Here is a 15,443-nt window from a genome sequence, read left to right on the forward strand (position 1 = left end):
TCACAAGGGAAACACAGGATTTTACAAAAGAATTCCCTTCTTCGCCAATTTATGATGAAAATGGTATCATGAAAAGAGAAAACTGTTAGAAAAGAGGGGAAAAGCCATGAGAAAAATTGTATTATTTGGTGATAGCATTACTGCTGGTTATTTAGACGAAGCTGTCTCACCTGTTCTTGTTGACTTAGTAAAACGGGATATTGCTGCGATGGGTCTAGAAGAAGTGGCTGTCATTAATGCTGGAATGCCTGGCGATACAACAGAAGATGGTTTAAAACGATTAAATAAAGAAGTACTAATTGAGAAACCTGATGAGGTGGTGATTTTCTTTGGCGCCAATGATGCGTCACTGGATCGAAATATAACAGTAGCCACGTTTAGAGAAAACCTTGAAACAATGATTCACGAAATTGGTTCAGAAAAGGTGATTTTAATTACGCCACCATATGCGGATAGTGGCAGACGTCCAGAACGTCCACAGACGCGTATCAAGGAATTGGTCAAGGTTGCACAAGAAGTCGGAGCGGCACATAACTTGCCAGTTATTGATTTGTATAAAGCGATGACTGTTTATCCTGGAACGGATGAATTTTTACAAGCGGATGGTTTGCATTTTTCACAAGTGGGCTATGAATTATTAGGTGCCTTGATTGTTCGAGAAATAAAAGGTAGACTAAAACCAAAACAAGCATAGATAGGAAGAACAAAATGGCGAATCATTATTATACAGAAAATCCAGAATTAGCACATGATTTAGAAAGCTGGTCTTTTCCATTACGTGGTCGGACCTTTCAGTTTACGACCGATAGCGGGGTCTTCTCAAGAGGAACGGTGGATTATGGTTCTCGTGTGTTGATTGATGCCTTTGAATGGGAAAATTTACCAGCAGGCCGTTTGTTAGATGTTGGTTGTGGCTATGGACCAATTGGGTTGTCCTTAGCAGCGGCGACTGGTCGACTGGTGGAAATGGTGGATGTCAACCAACGGGCGGTTGGGCTAGCTCAAATGAACGCCCAACGCAACCAAATTACTACTGTGGATATCCATTCTTCCAATGTGTATGAAACCTTAAACGAAACGACCTACGCGGCGATTGTTAGCAACCCGCCCATTCGTGCAGGTAAAAAAGTTGTCCATGGCATTTTAACAGGGGCTTTTCCGTTGTTGAAAGTTGGTGGCACACTAACGGTGGTTATTCAAAAGAAACAAGGTGCACCTAGTGCAGAAAAGAAAATGGCTGAAGTATTTGGCAATGTTGAAATTGTGACAAAAGACAAAGGCTATTATATTTTACGAAGTGTTAAAGAAGCAGAGTAAAAAAGAACCGCCACTTTAGTGGCGGTTCTTTTTTAGAATAGATACGCTTGATCAATTTTTTGGTTCAACAGTTTTTTTTCGTCTGGCGATAAAAAAGCACCTGCAAGCGCATTTTTAGTGAGTTGCTTCATTTCGTCATAACTTAATTGATACCAAGTGGCCAATTTCATGAATTCTTTCGTTAACGTAGTATCTGAAACAGTGCGATTATCGGTATTGACGCAGACGGCTAAGCCAGCCTCTATAAATTGTTGAAAAGGGTATTCAGCCAATGTTTTGACGGTGCCTGTTTGGAAGTTGCTAGTTGGACACATTTCTAAAAGAACCTTTTTTTCTTTTAAGAGCGCCAAGTATTCGGGTGTATCTTTCAAAGCAATACCGTGACCAATCCGAGTAGCACCTAAAGTGACAGCATCAGCGACGTTTTTGCCACAGCCGCATTCCCCAGCGTGGAGTGTTAATGGAATTGACAATTGGTTGGCTAAAGCTAATACGTCTTCAAATGTGTATGGAGGGAAATCGACTTCATTGCCAGCTAAATCAAAGCCGACAACGCCTGTCTCTCTGAAATCATGCGCTAAGTGAACGATTTTTTCTATGGCTTGTTGTTGGTCATGCCGCATGCCGCATAACAGTGCATTGCTTTTTACACCAAAATCTTCTTCGCCTTGTTTTAAGCCAGTTAAAACAGCGGTCACGATTTCAGGTAACCGTAAGCCTTTTTCTGTATGTTGCGAAGGCGCAAAACGCACCTCTATGTATGCCACGCCATCTTCGGCAGCTTGGCTAATCACGTCATACGCCGCTGCTTGCAAAGCTTCGGCCGTTTGTAGACAGGTTAGCACGAAGTCGAACCGAGTTAAATAATCATTCAAATCGGTGCATTTTTCAGGGGCAACCACTAACTCTTTCAAGGCTTGTTCGTCTTGGGGTAATGGAATGTTTTGTTTTTCAGCAATGGTGCGTAAAGTGGTTGGTCGAATCGACCCATCTAAGTGACAGTGCAGCTCGATTTTTGGTAATTGACGGACACGGGATTCTTCCATGAAAAAAATAGCCTCCATTTTCTTTTGTTTTTTAATCTTTTTAGTCTATTTCTTTTGTCTTTTTTTTGTTAAAATGTAAAAGATTCGATAAGTATTTTGAAGACTGTAACACGTCTACAAATGTCTGTCAATGCAAAAGGAGACGTTGGGAGGGGCGCGATGAAACTAACGATTAAAGAAATTGCTGATATGGCTGGTGTTTCTGTCACAACCGTCTCACAAATTCTGAATAATAAAGGTAGTCGTTTCAGTGAAAAAACCCGTAACAAGGTGTTGGCGGTAGTCGCTGAAAATCATTACAAGCCAGATTACTTTGCTTCGAATGTAATCAACCGTCATTCCAAAACCATTGGTATGATTGTGCCAGATGTGACGGATTTCTTTTTCTCAAAAGTGATTGAAGGTGTGGAAACATATTTAAATTCGTTAGGCTACATGATTTTGTTATGCAATTCAAAGCATGATTCCGAGCAAGCGATGCAATATGTTAGCGAGTTGATTCATCGGTCGGTAGATGGCATTATTTTTGCCACGCCGAATGTTTTGCCAGAAAATCATATTTTAAAAGACCGACGAGAACATCCGATTCCTGTCATTCTTGTCGATCGTGGGATTAATCCACGAGATAGTGGACGATTAATCGTTAAAGAGTACGAAGGTGCTTATCAAGCGGTCCATCATTTGATTCAACAAGGGCATCAGCATATTGGCATGTTGCGTGAAAGTGCCGGCTATTATCGTTTAACGGAACGAGTGACGGCGTATCAGCATGCGTTACAGGACAACAATTTACCTTTTCGTCCGCATTATGTTTGTGCTGGGGAATTGAACTTGCATGGCGGCTATGCTGCGGCGAAAGAAGTTTTGAAAAATGAAGAAATCACAGCAATTTTTTGTGGCAATGATGAAATGGCGATGGGAGCTTATCAAGCCATTGAAGAAGCGGGCAAGAAAATTCCTGACGATATTTCGGTGGTTGGTTTTGATGGCTTGGAAATTTCCGAATATTTGGTGCCGAGTTTAACAACCGTCTATCAGCCGAGTTTTGATATTGGCTATTATGCAGCAAAATTTTTGGTGGAAGCTATTGCAGATCCAACAGGGAAAGTTCCGAATAAAGTTTTCGATGCGACGTTTATTGCTAGAAAAAGCACAAAACCGATTTAAAAAACAGCTTAGAAATAGAACGTTCGTGTTGTTTGCGTTTTCACAAGAAAAAAATAATAGTAAACTGGTTTACTAAATGGTTTAAAGCTGAACGATTTTGTTGTATAATACATTATCGGGAAATCGGAGGGAACGAATTCATGAGAATGGTAGACATTATTGAAAAGAAACGTGACGGGCATCAACTAACAAGCGAAGAAATTCAATTTATTATCAACGGATACACAGATGGTTCAATTCCAGATTATCAGGTAAGTGCCTTTTTAATGGCTGTTTTTTACCAAGATATGACAGACGAAGAAATTACACAAATGACGTTAGCAATGGTCCATTCAGGCGAAATTGTGGATCTTTCTTCTATAGAAGGAATCAAAGTCGACAAGCATTCTACAGGTGGCGTAGGCGACACTACGACGCTTATTTTAGCGCCGTTAGTTGCTAGTGTCGGGGTCAATGTAGCAAAAATGTCTGGTCGTGGCTTAGGCTACACGGGCGGTACGTTGGATAAATTAGAAGCGATTCCTGGTTTTAAAGTTGAATTGACAGAAGAACGTTTTATTCAATTGGTGAACGATACAAAAGTGGCAGTGATTGGTCAGTCAGGTGATCTAGCACCAGCAGACAAAAAACTTTATGCGTTACGTGATGTGACCGCCACTGTTGACTCAATTCCATTAATTGCAAGTTCCATTATGAGTAAAAAAATTGCCGCAGGGGCAGATGCGATTGTCTTAGACGTGACTACTGGTGAAGGGGCCTTTATGAAAGACCTAGCAAGTGCTCGTCGATTAGCGGAAACAATGGTTCGCATTGGGAAACTGGCAAATCGCCAAACGATGGCAGTAATTTCAGACATGTCACAACCTTTAGGGGAGGCCATCGGAAATAGTTTAGAAATCGTTGAAGCAATCGAGACCTTGCAAGGAAATGGGCCAGAAGATTTAGTGGAGATGTGCTATGTCTTAGGAAGTCAGATGGTCGTTTTAGCTAAAAAAGCCGAGACATTAGACGAAGCACGGGCTTTATTAGAAGAAGCATTAACAAGCGGTCGAGCGCTCGCAAAATTTAAAGAAATGATTGAAAATCAAGGCGGCGACAGTTCCGTTGTTGACCAGCCAGAAAAATTATTAACCGCAACTTATCAATTTGATTTACCTGCCAAAGAAACAGGCGTGGTACAAAAAATCGTTGCCAATGAAATTGGCGTTGCCGCAATGTTGCTGGGCGCTGGTCGGGCTACGAAAGAAGATACGATTGATTTTGCAGTTGGCTTGAAACTTCACAAAAAAGTAGGGAGCCCAGTTGAAAAAGGCGAATCATTACTAACCATTTATGCCAATCGTGAAGACGTGACAGAAGTCGAACAATTGCTTTATAAAAACATTGAAATTGGACCAACCGGCGAAGAGCCTATTTTGATTCACGATATCATTACGGAATAAAACAAAAAGAAAAGAGGAATTCTCATCATGGAATTAAACCGCATGATTGACCACACTATTTTGAAACCAGAAGCGACAGAAGCCGCTGTCCAAAAAATTATTGACGAAGCTAAGGAGTACAACTTTTTCTCTGTATGTATCAATCCTTGTTGGGTCGCTTTTGCTAGCGAGCAATTAGCAGATACCGACGTCGCTGTGTGTACCGTTATTGGCTTTCCTTTGGGGGCAAATACACCAGAAGTTAAAGCATACGAAGCAGCTGATGCGATTAAAAATGGTGCGAATGAAGTGGATATGGTGATTAATATTGGTGCATTAAAATCACAACAATACGATTACGTACGTCAAGACATTCAAGGCGTAGTAGATGCAGCCAAAGGAAAAGCGTTAGTCAAAGTGATTATTGAAACAGCATTATTAACAGACGAAGAAAAAGTTAAAGCTTGTGAATTAGCCAAAGAAGCAGGTGCCGATTTCGTTAAAACATCTACTGGCTTCTCAACAGGCGGCGCTAAAGTAGCAGACATTCGTTTAATGCGTGAGACAGTTGGTCCTGACATGGGCGTTAAGGCTTCTGGTGGCGTGCATAATGCAGAAGAAGCGTTAGCAATGATTGAAGCTGGGGCAACACGCATCGGTGCAAGTACGGGTGTAGCAATTGTTTCTGGCGCAACTGGCGAAGGGTATTAATTCGTATTTCAAATTAAACGAAGGTGTGGCGAAAAAGATGACAGTAAAACAAGAATGGCTTGATTGTGCCGTAGAAGCATTGGCACACGCCTATGTACCGTATTCTAACTTTCCTGTGGGCGCTTGCTTAGTGACTACAGACGGGAAAATGTATCAAGGAGTCAACATTGAAAATGCCTCCTTTGGTTTAACAAATTGTGCAGAAAGAACGGCGATTTTTAAAGCCATTTCAGAAGATGAACGGACCTTCCAACATTTAGTTGTAGCAGGTAATACAGAGGCACCCATTTCTCCATGTGGCGCTTGTCGTCAAGTAATGGCTGAATTCTTTGATCCACAAATGCCGGTCACGCTAGTTGGTAAAGATGGCGCGACTAAAACAATGACAGTTGAGGCATTATTGCCCTATTCATTTACAGATAAAGATTTTTAAAAAAAGGACATAAGGTTTCGTTGGGCTCAAAGTAGATTTCAATAGCATAAATGCGAATGAAATAATAGATAAATAGTAGGGGGCTTTTCGGAAAGTGAAACAAGCAAAATTTTTAGGTCTAGGATTGGCAGCAGTTGCCTTAACCATTGGGTTAGCTGCATGTGGCGGCAATAGCAAAAAGAACGCCAACACAAAAGGTGATCCACAACATAGTGTCGTAATGGTCACAGATACAGCCGGCATTGATGACAAATCTTTTAACCAATCTGCGTGGGAAGGAATGCAAGAGTGGGGCAAAGAGCACAAACTTCCAGAAGGACCTCAAGGGTATGCGTATATTCAATCAAATGAAGCATCTGATTATACATCAAACATTGACCAAGCCATTTCAAGTCAATTTAAAACGATTTTTGGCATTGGCTATTTACTAAAAAATGCAGTAGTAGATGCAGCGGACGCCAACCCAGAAACGAATTTCGTTCTAATCGACGATACAGTTAATGGGAAAAACAACGTCGCTTCTGCAACATTTAGAGATAATGAATCTGCGTATTTAGCAGGTGTGGCAGCAGCTAACACTACGAAAACCAACAAAGTAGGATTTATCGGCGGGGTTGAAGGACCTGTTATTGGCCGTTTCCAAGCTGGTTTTGAAAAAGGTGTAGCAGACGCTGGCAAAAAATTAGGCAAAGATATTCAAATTACGTCTACTTATGCAGGGACATTTGCAGACGCTTCAAAAGGACGGGCCTTAGCTTCTTCTATGTATCAAGCAGGTGCCGACATTATTTATCACGCAGCGGCGACTACAGGACAAGGAATCTTCCAAGAAGCCAAAGCGCTAAATGAAACAGGTTCAAAAGATAAAGTTTGGGTGATTGGTGTTGACCGTGACCAAAACGAAGACGGTAAATATACAACCAAAGATGGCAAGGATGATAACTTAACGTTAGCTTCAACCATTAAAGGTGTAAATATTGCTGTGAAAAAAATCTCTGATCTTGCATTAGAAGATAAATTCCCTGGCGGCGAACATTTAACTTATGGATTGAAAGATGGCGGTGTTGATTTAACAACAGAAGCCCTAAGCGATCAAGCCAAAACGGCAGTTAAAGAAGCCAAAGAACAAATCATCTCTGGTGACGTAAAAGTCCCAGACCAACCTTAGAAACAACTTAGTTGTTTAAATACATTAAACTATTTTTAGGAGGCTTTACAGAAATGAAAAAAGCAAAATTATTCGGTTTTAGTTTGATTGCATTAGGTTTATCAGTTTCACTTGCAGCATGTGGTGGTGGCAAAGGAAAAACCGCTGAAAGCGGCGGTGGCAAAGGGGATGCAGCGCATAGTGCTGTAATCATTACAGATACAGGCGGCGTGGATGACAAGTCGTTCAACCAATCTTCTTGGGAAGGATTGCAAGCTTGGGGTAAAGAACATGATTTACCAGAAGGTTCAAAAGGGTATGCATATATTCAATCGAATGATGCAGCTGACTATACAACAAATATTGACCAAGCGGTATCAAGTAAATTCAACACAATCTTTGGTATTGGCTACTTGCTAAAAGATGCAATTTCTTCTGCAGCAGATGCCAACCCTGATACAAACTTTGTTTTAATCGATGATCAAATCGATGGCAAAAAGAATGTCGTTTCTGCAACATTTAGAGATAATGAAGCAGCTTACTTAGCCGGTGTTGCTGCTGCAAACGAAACAAAAACGAACAAAGTCGGTTTTGTTGGTGGTGAAGAAGGGGTCGTAATTGACCGTTTCCAAGCTGGTTTTGAAAAAGGTGTGGCTGATGCTGCGAAAGAATTAGGTAAAGAAATTACTGTTGATACAAAATATGCGGCTTCATTTGCTGATCCTGCCAAAGGGAAAGCTTTAGCTGCTGCAATGTATCAAAACGGCGTTGATATCATCTTCCATGCTTCTGGTGCGACTGGACAAGGGGTCTTCCAAGAAGCAAAAGACTTGAATGAATCAGGTTCTGGCGACAAAGTTTGGGTAATCGGTGTTGACCGCGATCAAGATGCTGATGGCAAGTACAAAACAAAAGACGGCAAAGAAGACAACTTCACGTTAACTTCAACCCTTAAAGGTGTCGGCACAGCGGTTCAAGATATTGCCAACCGTGCGTTAGAAGACAAATTCCCTGGTGGCGAACATTTAGTTTATGGATTAAAAGATGGTGGCGTTGACTTAACAGACGGCTATTTAAACGACAAAACAAAAGAAGCTGTTAAAACAGCAAAAGATAAAGTAATCTCAGGTGACGTAAAAGTCCCAGAAAAACCAGAATAATTTAAGCTCCTAAATGAAAAAAGAAGGGCTCATTATTGTTCCTTCTAAAAATAAAGTGGTCCTTGGCAGCGACGGCTGCCAAGGAAACCCTTTATGATGTTTGGATTTTTAACTAAATAGTTGAGGTTCTTCAACTACTTAGTTAAGGGTCAAAATTACCCTCTAAAGTATTGCCAATATAATTTTGTTAGGAAGTGAATAGACCTTGTCTCAAGAAGAAAACGTAATTGAGATGCGTAAAATCACCAAAGAATTTGGGACGTTCAAAGCCAACGACCAAATTGATTTACAAGTAAAACCTGGTGAAATCCACGCACTGCTAGGTGAAAATGGTGCAGGCAAGTCGACCTTGATGAATATCTTATCAGGGCTATTGGAACCGACCTCAGGTGAGATTTATATGAATGGCGAAAAAGTCAACATTACAAGTCCTACTGCAGCCAATCGTTTAGGAATCGGAATGGTCCATCAGCATTTTATGTTAGTTGAAGCCTTTACTGTGACTGAAAATATTATCTTAGGTAGCGAACCTACCCATGGCGGTATTTTAGACCGGAAAAAAGCGAAAAAAGAGATTGAAGAAGTGTCTAAGCAATACGGGTTGGATGTAAATCCCAATGCCTATATTCGCGATATTTCTGTAGGTATGCAACAACGGGTTGAAATTTTAAAGACCTTATATCGTGGTGCGAACGTTTTAATTTTTGACGAACCAACCGCAGTATTAACGCCACAAGAAATTGATGAATTAATGATTATTTTGAAAGAACTAACCGATGAAGGCAAATCGATCATTTTAATTACACATAAGTTAGATGAAATTAAAAAAGTAGCAGACCGTTGTACGGTCATTCGCCGGGGGCAAAGTATTGGCACCGTCAATGTGAAAGATGTTTCTTCGCAACAGTTAGCCGATATGATGGTGGGTCGTTCTGTTTCCTTCAAAACAGAGAAAAAACCAGCGCAACCGAAAGAAACAATTTTATCAATTAAAGATTTAGTAGTGAAAGAAAGCCGCGGCTTAGATGCAGTGAAAAATCTTAGCTTAGATGTCCGAGCAGGGGAAGTTGTTGGAATTGCGGGGATTGATGGCAATGGACAAACAGAATTAATCCAAGCCTTAGCAGGATTAACCAAAGTCGAAAACGGGTCCATTCATTTGAATGAAAAAGAGATTACTAATCGCAAACCTCGGGAAATTACGGAAATGGGTGTCGCCCACGTTCCTGAAGACCGACATAAATATGGCTTAGTATTAGAGATGACATTGGCTGAAAATATTGGCCTACAAACGTATTACCAAAAACCATACAGTTCAACAGGTATTTTAAACTATCAAATGATTAACAAACACGCCCGTGAATTAATTGAAGAATATGATGTACGGACTCCTAATGAATTAGTACCAGCTCGGGCGCTTTCAGGTGGGAATCAGCAAAAAGCGATTATTGCCCGAGAAGTGGACCGCGATCCAGATTTGTTGATTGTTTCTCAACCAACACGCGGTTTAGATGTCGGAGCTATTGAATACATTCATCGTCGACTAATTGAACAAAGAGATAAAAATAAAGCTGTTTTATTAGTAAGTTTTGAATTAGATGAAATTTTAAATGTTTCTGATCGTATCGCTGTTATTCATGCGGGGGAAATCGTCGGAATTGTTGATCCGAAAGAAACGACAGAAAATGAATTGGGCTTGTTAATGGCTGGCTACTCATTGGAAGAAGCCCGTGCTGAGTTATCAAAAGTAGAGGCAGGTGAAACTGTTGAATAATCGTTCTGAAAAAATAAGAAATATTTTAGTCCCTGTGTTATCTGTTATTATGGGTTTCCTCTTAGGGGCAATTATTATGGTTATCTTTGGCTATGACCCAGTGGCTGGGTATCAAGCGATGTTTGAAACAGCTTTCCAAGGAAAGAAAAGTATTGGTGAGATTTTTGTCACCGCAGCACCGTTGATTTTTACCGCTTTAGGATTCTCGGTGGCAAATTCGGCTGGATTCTTTAATATCGGGCTTTCTGGACAAGCCTTATGTGGTTGGGTGGCTAGTATTTGGGTCGCTTTATCCATGCCTGATGCACCCCGGATGATTGCGTTGCCGGTGGCGATTATTGTTGGCGCGGTTGCAGGAGCTTTAGCAGCAGCCATTCCAGGTTTCTTGCGTGCCTATTTTGGGACGAGTGAAGTTATTGTTACGATTATGTTGAATTATATTTTATTGTACACAGGAAATCATATTGCTAATAATGTCATGAAACCAAGTATTATGGCGAACAAAGGGATCACCAAAATGATTGGTGCGAATGCATCATTACGCTCACCGTTTTTAACAAATATCAGTGATGGCTCTCGTTTGAACATCGGCATTTTCTTGGCCTTCATTTTCCTTATTCTTGTATGGTTCTTGATGAAAAAAACAACGCTTGGTTTTGAAATTCGGTCGGTGGGGTTAAACCCATTTGCTTCTGAATATGCTGGAATGAGCAGCAAGCGAACGATTATTTTATCCATGATGATTTCAGGAACGCTGGCTGGTTTAGGTGGTGCGGTCCAAGGATTGGGGACTTTCCAAAACTTCTTTATTCAAAACACATCGTTGAGCATTGGGTTCGATGGTATGGCCGTGTCTCTATTAGGAGCAGGTAGCTCAATCGGGATTTTACTTTCCGCATTACTGTTTGGAATGTTAAAACTTGGTGGACAAGGAATGCCGTTGATAGCTGGTGTACCAACCGAATTAGTTGATGTTGTTATTGCAGCAATTATTTTCTTTGTGGGAATTAGTTATTTAATTCGTTTCTTGTTAGCAAAAGCGTCTGGTAGTAAAAAAGAAGTAGCGATTGTAGAAACAATTGAAGCGGCGCCAGACAAAAACAATCAAGAGGGGGGAGACATCTAATGGATTTAGCAACAATTTCCTCAATCATCACGCAAACATTAGTGTATGCAACTCCGCTCATCTTGACAGCATTAGGCGGAACGTTCTCAGAACGAAGTGGTGTGGTTAACGTTGGCTTGGAAGGTATTATGGTAATGGGCGCTTTCAGTTCGGTCGTTTTTAACTTGACGTTTGCTGATACATTTGGCGCGGCGACACCATGGATTGCTTGTTTAGTAGGAGGCGTTGTCGGGATTGTCTTTTCTCTCTTACATGCCGTTGCAACTATTAACTTACGAGCAGATCATATTATCAGTGGTACTGTCATTAACTTGATGGCACCGGCGCTAGGGGTTTTCCTAGTAAAAGTTATTTATCAAAAAGGACAAACAGATATGATTACACAATCATTTGGTTATTTTTCTTTCCCAGGATTGTCAAAAATTCCAGTGATTGGTGAACTATTCTTTGCAAAAACCTCTTTGCCAGCTTTCGTAGCAATTTTGATTGCGATTTTAGCTTGGTTTGTCATTTATAAAACACGTTTTGGCTTACGGTTACGTTCTGTGGGAGAACATCCACAAGCGGCAGATACATTGGGAATCAATGTCTATTTAATGCGTTATTCTGGCGTCTTGCTATCCGGCTTCTTAGGCGGTATGGGCGGAGCTGTCTTTGCTCAAAGTATTGCGGGTCGTTTTGGGATTACCACAATTGCAGGACAAGGGTTTATTTCAATGGCCGCAATGATCTTTGGTAAATGGAATCCACTTGGGGCAATGGGCGCAGCCTTATTCTTTGGTTTTGCACAAAACTTGAGTATTGCTGGGGAAAACTTACCAATTATTTCAGAAATTCCAAAAGTTTATCTACAAGCAGCACCATACGTATTAACCATTTTAGTCCTAGTTGTGTTCTTCGGAAAATCATCGGGACCAAAAGCGAACGGGAAAAATTACGTCAAAACGAAATAAGAAAAGAAATGGGCCCTCCGTCAAAGCGACGGGGGGCCATTTCTTTTCTTAGGATAATCAGTTGAACACAAGCGGCATTAGGCACTGCTTCACTGCAAAAAAGCGAGTTGATAAAGATAACTTTACTTTTTTCTTTTGGCTGTTTTTTACAATTCGAAGGAAGTGTCGAAATTTTGAAAAAAACCAAACAGGTCTAGCAGCTTTTTTTCAAAAATCGTTGGTTTTTCTGCTATACTTTTGTTTGTAGTCAGAATAGGAAAAGTGGAGGACGTTCAATGAATAAAACACGTGTAGAAGCATTTAGTGATGCAGTCATTGCCATCATCATGACCATCATGATTTTAGAAATTAAGACTCCTCAAGTGGGTGTTTTGGCAGGTTTGATAGAAAATATCCCATATTTTTTATCGTTTATTGTCAGTTTTATTTTTATCTGTATCGCATGGTACAATCATCATTACATAATGTCCGTAACTCATTGGTTTTCTAAAAAAGCGTTTTGGGCAAATAATTTTCGGTTATTCTCCATGGCCTTCATTCCGGTAGCAACTGCTTGGGTGAGTGAATTTTGGTGGATGCGGGCACCCGTTTATTTTTATCTTGTTGTGTATACGGTTTGGGATTTTGCTTACTTCTTGCTAACAAGGATCATTTATGAAGACAATGTAGTGAAAGATCCACAAGGTGCAGCTAAGTTAAGAAAATCGAAATCTTATAGTAAGGCAACAAAAATCATTCATCTTTGTCTTTTCGCAATCGGATATATCGGCATTTATTTTTATCCGCCCATTGGCATTGGTGTGATTTTATCAGAAGCGGTTATCTGGTATTTAAATGTGCCAAAAGAGGGAGACCGCTTGGAGTGTTAAAAGTTTCGATTGGATAAAGAGTCGTGTTCTTTTTAAGGAGCAGGCTATTCGAAAAAAACAATAAAAAAGTTTCCTAATTACGGTGGGAGACTTTTTTTCTTTCAGTTTTTAAGCCCTGCTAAAATCGAAGGAATCAGTGAAAATTTTAATGCTCTTTCAGGCAATAATAGCGGATTCATGGTATAATTGAAGAGCTGAGAATAAATAGATTATTCTGTTTGATTCTCGAGACTATTTAAAAGGCTAGCGTAAAATAATTGTCATTCTTGACGTATTTACGACCTTAGAGGAGGAAGCAAGTGTGTTTAAACGTGTTCATTTAATCGTACTAGATTCAGTCGGTATTGGTGAAGCACCAGATGCTGAAAAATTTGGAGATGTCGGCAGTGATACACTGGGTCATATTGCCAAAGAAGCGGGACTAACCATTCCTCATTTAGAAAAACTTGGATTGGGAACTATTGCTCCTTTAACAGGTGTCAAAGCAGTGGCAGACCACGATGGCTATGCCACCAAATTAGAAGAAATTTCTGTTGGAAAAGATACTATGACCGGTCACTGGGAAATTATGGGCTTGAACATCAAAAAACCTTTTCGGGTATTCCCAAATGGCTTTCCTGAAGAATTGCTGAAACAAATTGAAGATTTTTCTGGGCGAAAAGTTGTTTGTAACAAACCATATAGCGGGACAGCAGTCATTGATGATTACGGCGAACATCAAATGAAAACAGGGGATTTAATCGTTTATACTTCAGCGGACCCTGTTTTACAAATTGCGGCGCATGAAGACATTATTCCATTAGAAGAATTGTATAAAATTTGTCAATATGTTCGTGACATTACGAAAGACGAACCTTATATGATTGGTCGGATTATCGCTCGCCCGTATGTTGGTGAACCAGGTAATTTCACTCGAACCAGTAACCGTCATGACTATGCTCTAGATCCTTTTGGCCATACTGTTTTAGATTCGTTGAAAGAAAACGGCAATGATGTGATCGCTGTTGGGAAAATTAACGACATCTTTAATGGACAAGGAATTACTGAAGCTATCCGCACGAAGAGCAATATGGATGGGGTGGATCAATTATTAACGGTCATGAACAAAGATTTCACAGGTTTAAGTTTTACTAACTTAGTGGATTTCGATGCGCTGTATGGCCACCGTCGTGATGTAAAGGGCTATGCAAAAGCCATCGAAGATTTTGATGGTCGTTTGCCAGAGATTATGGCTGCTATGGCCGAAGATGATTTGCTTTTAATTACAGCAGATCACGGGAATGACCCAACTTTCCCAGGAACAGACCACACACGTGAATATGTACCTTTATTGGCTTATAGTAAAAAAATGACAAAACAAGGCAGCTTGCCACAAGGATTTTATTCAGATATTTCAGCAACGATTGCTGAAAACTTTGAAGTTCCTGCAACGGAAAACGGTCAAAGCTTTTTAAATCAATTACAATAATTCGAGGAGGCAACACATGACAACGTTAACGAACCATTTAAACGAAACAACTGAGTTTTTGAAAGAAAAAGGGGTGCAACAAGCAGACTTCGGTCTAATCTTAGGTTCTGGGTTAGGTGAATTAGCTAATGAAATAACCGATGCGATTGCTATTCCTTTCTCTGAAATTCCCCATTTTTCTGTTTCAACAGTCGTTGGACATGCTGGACAATTAGTTTACGGAACGCTTTCTGGAAAAAAAGTTTTGGCGATGCAAGGACGTTTTCATTATTATGAAGGACATTCGATGCAAACGGTCACTTATCCCGTTCGTGTGATGGCTGCTTTAGGCATTCATTCAATGATTGTAACCAATGCAGCTGGTGGCGTAAATGAAACATATACACCGGGGAATTTGATGTTAATCAATGACCACATTAATTTTACAGGCGATAATCCGTTAATTGGTGAAAATGATGAAGAAATCGGGCCGCGTTTTCCAGATATGAGTCATGCTTATACGCAAGAATATCGGGAAGTGGCAAAAAAAGTGGCTGCGGAACAAAATATTGATTTAAAAGAAGGCGTCTATATGGGCTTTTCTGGCCCGACATATGAAACGCCTGCAGAAATTCGGATGTCACGGACGATGGGTGCAGATGCAGTTGGCATGTCAACTGTTTCGGAGGTCATTGTAGCTGTGCATAGTGGCATGAAAGTACTAGGCATCTCTTGTATTACGAATTTAGCAGCTGGTATGCAAAGTAGTTTAAATCATGCAGAAGTAGTTGAAACAACTGAACGCGTTAAAGGACAATTCAAAGAGTTAGTGAAAGCAACACTAGCAGCTTTATAAAAAAGGAGTAAACCAG

Annotated in this window: 15 protein-coding genes; 14 read left to right on the forward strand and 1 reads right to left on the reverse strand. The window is 40.4% G+C overall.

The features are described from left to right. Positions 1-106: 106 nt before the first annotated feature. Positions 107-694 carry an SGNH/GDSL hydrolase family protein gene (locus IGL48_RS00555; protein ID WP_002356161.1) on the forward strand — a complete coding sequence of 196 codons (588 nt, stop codon included), beginning with the start codon at positions 107-109 and terminating at the stop codon, positions 692-694. Between the two features lie 14 nt (positions 695-708). Continuing rightward, the gene (locus IGL48_RS00560; RefSeq protein ID WP_002356162.1) at positions 709-1,317 is read left to right on the forward strand and encodes a class I SAM-dependent methyltransferase; all 609 of its coding nucleotides are present in this window, start codon (positions 709-711) and stop codon (positions 1,315-1,317) included. 32 nt (positions 1,318-1,349) lie between these two features. On the opposite strand, the gene add is transcribed toward IGL48_RS00560, so the two are convergent. Beyond that, positions 1,350-2,381 carry an adenosine deaminase gene (gene add, locus IGL48_RS00565; RefSeq protein WP_033594613.1) on the reverse strand — a complete coding sequence of 344 codons (1,032 nt, stop codon included), beginning with the start codon at positions 2,379-2,381 and terminating at the stop codon, positions 1,350-1,352. A gap of 141 nt (positions 2,382-2,522) precedes the next feature. Between add and IGL48_RS00570 the strand changes: the two genes are divergently transcribed. The 12 genes from IGL48_RS00570 (at position 2,523) to IGL48_RS00625 (ending at position 15,427) form a co-directional block, all read left to right on the forward strand. Beyond that, complete coding sequence (locus IGL48_RS00570; protein WP_002356164.1) at positions 2,523-3,530, forward strand: substrate-binding domain-containing protein; 1,008 nt, start codon at positions 2,523-2,525, stop codon at positions 3,528-3,530. Positions 3,531-3,670: 140 nt separating this feature from the next. After that, positions 3,671-4,972, forward strand: a complete 1,302-nt coding sequence (locus IGL48_RS00575) for a pyrimidine-nucleoside phosphorylase (RefSeq protein ID WP_002356165.1) — start codon at positions 3,671-3,673, stop codon at positions 4,970-4,972. 27 nt (positions 4,973-4,999) lie between these two features. Next, positions 5,000-5,662: a deoxyribose-phosphate aldolase gene (gene deoC / locus IGL48_RS00580; RefSeq protein WP_002356166.1), complete on the forward strand. Its 663-nt coding sequence runs from the start codon at positions 5,000-5,002 to the stop codon at positions 5,660-5,662. Continuing rightward, positions 5,631-6,095: a cytidine deaminase gene (locus tag IGL48_RS00585; protein ID WP_002383839.1), complete on the forward strand. Its 465-nt coding sequence runs from the start codon at positions 5,631-5,633 to the stop codon at positions 6,093-6,095. Before deoC ends, IGL48_RS00585 begins: the two co-directional genes overlap by 32 nt. A gap of 94 nt (positions 6,096-6,189) precedes the next feature. Continuing rightward, positions 6,190-7,263: a BMP family lipoprotein gene (locus tag IGL48_RS00590; RefSeq protein ID WP_002356168.1), complete on the forward strand. Its 1,074-nt coding sequence runs from the start codon at positions 6,190-6,192 to the stop codon at positions 7,261-7,263. Between the two features lie 53 nt (positions 7,264-7,316). Then, positions 7,317-8,402, forward strand: a complete 1,086-nt coding sequence (locus IGL48_RS00595) for a BMP family lipoprotein (RefSeq protein WP_002356169.1) — start codon at positions 7,317-7,319, stop codon at positions 8,400-8,402. A 205-nt stretch (positions 8,403-8,607) separates the two neighbouring features. Then, positions 8,608-10,176: an ABC transporter ATP-binding protein gene (locus IGL48_RS00600; protein WP_010824348.1), complete on the forward strand. Its 1,569-nt coding sequence runs from the start codon at positions 8,608-8,610 to the stop codon at positions 10,174-10,176. Further along, positions 10,169-11,302: an ABC transporter permease gene (locus IGL48_RS00605; protein ID WP_010710976.1), complete on the forward strand. Its 1,134-nt coding sequence runs from the start codon at positions 10,169-10,171 to the stop codon at positions 11,300-11,302. Before IGL48_RS00600 ends, IGL48_RS00605 begins: the two co-directional genes overlap by 8 nt. Next, positions 11,302-12,255, forward strand: a complete 954-nt coding sequence (locus IGL48_RS00610) for an ABC transporter permease (protein WP_002356172.1) — start codon at positions 11,302-11,304, stop codon at positions 12,253-12,255. The genes IGL48_RS00605 and IGL48_RS00610 overlap by 1 nt, the downstream gene beginning before the upstream one ends. A 275-nt stretch (positions 12,256-12,530) precedes the next feature. After that, positions 12,531-13,124 (forward strand): TMEM175 family protein, encoded by a 594-nt coding sequence (locus IGL48_RS00615; RefSeq protein ID WP_010824349.1) that lies wholly within the window; start codon positions 12,531-12,533, stop codon positions 13,122-13,124. Between the two features lie 301 nt (positions 13,125-13,425). After that, a complete protein-coding gene (gene deoB / locus IGL48_RS00620; RefSeq protein WP_002356179.1) occupies positions 13,426-14,592 on the forward strand; it encodes a phosphopentomutase in 1,167 nt (388 codons plus the stop codon). A 16-nt stretch (positions 14,593-14,608) separates the two neighbouring features. Further along, positions 14,609-15,427, forward strand: coding sequence for a purine-nucleoside phosphorylase (locus tag IGL48_RS00625; protein ID WP_002356180.1), 819 nt, complete (start codon positions 14,609-14,611; stop codon positions 15,425-15,427). Positions 15,428-15,443: the final 16 nt, after the last annotated feature.

The organism is Enterococcus sp. DIV1090 (assembly GCF_050537975.1).
GTDB lineage: Bacteria > Bacillota > Bacilli > Lactobacillales > Enterococcaceae > Enterococcus > Enterococcus faecalis.

Bases quoted from the DNA above. Each gene is read 5' to 3' on its own strand.
- IGL48_RS00555 (WP_002356161.1), top strand. From the start codon at position 107: ATGAGAAAAATTGTATTATTTGGTGATAGCATTACTGCTGGTTATTTA.
- IGL48_RS00560 (WP_002356162.1), top strand. From the start codon at position 709: ATGGCGAATCATTATTATACAGAAAATCCAGAATTAGCACATGATTTA.
- add (WP_033594613.1), bottom strand. From the start codon at position 2,381: ATGGAGGCTATTTTTTTCATGGAAGAATCCCGTGTCCGTCAATTACCA.
- IGL48_RS00570 (WP_002356164.1), top strand. From the start codon at position 2,523: ATGAAACTAACGATTAAAGAAATTGCTGATATGGCTGGTGTTTCTGTC.
- IGL48_RS00575 (WP_002356165.1), top strand. From the start codon at position 3,671: ATGAGAATGGTAGACATTATTGAAAAGAAACGTGACGGGCATCAACTA.
- deoC (WP_002356166.1), top strand. From the start codon at position 5,000: ATGGAATTAAACCGCATGATTGACCACACTATTTTGAAACCAGAAGCG.
- IGL48_RS00595 (WP_002356169.1), top strand. From the start codon at position 7,317: ATGAAAAAAGCAAAATTATTCGGTTTTAGTTTGATTGCATTAGGTTTA.
- IGL48_RS00610 (WP_002356172.1), top strand. From the start codon at position 11,302: ATGGATTTAGCAACAATTTCCTCAATCATCACGCAAACATTAGTGTAT.
- IGL48_RS00615 (WP_010824349.1), top strand. From the start codon at position 12,531: ATGAATAAAACACGTGTAGAAGCATTTAGTGATGCAGTCATTGCCATC.
- IGL48_RS00625 (WP_002356180.1), top strand. From the start codon at position 14,609: ATGACAACGTTAACGAACCATTTAAACGAAACAACTGAGTTTTTGAAA.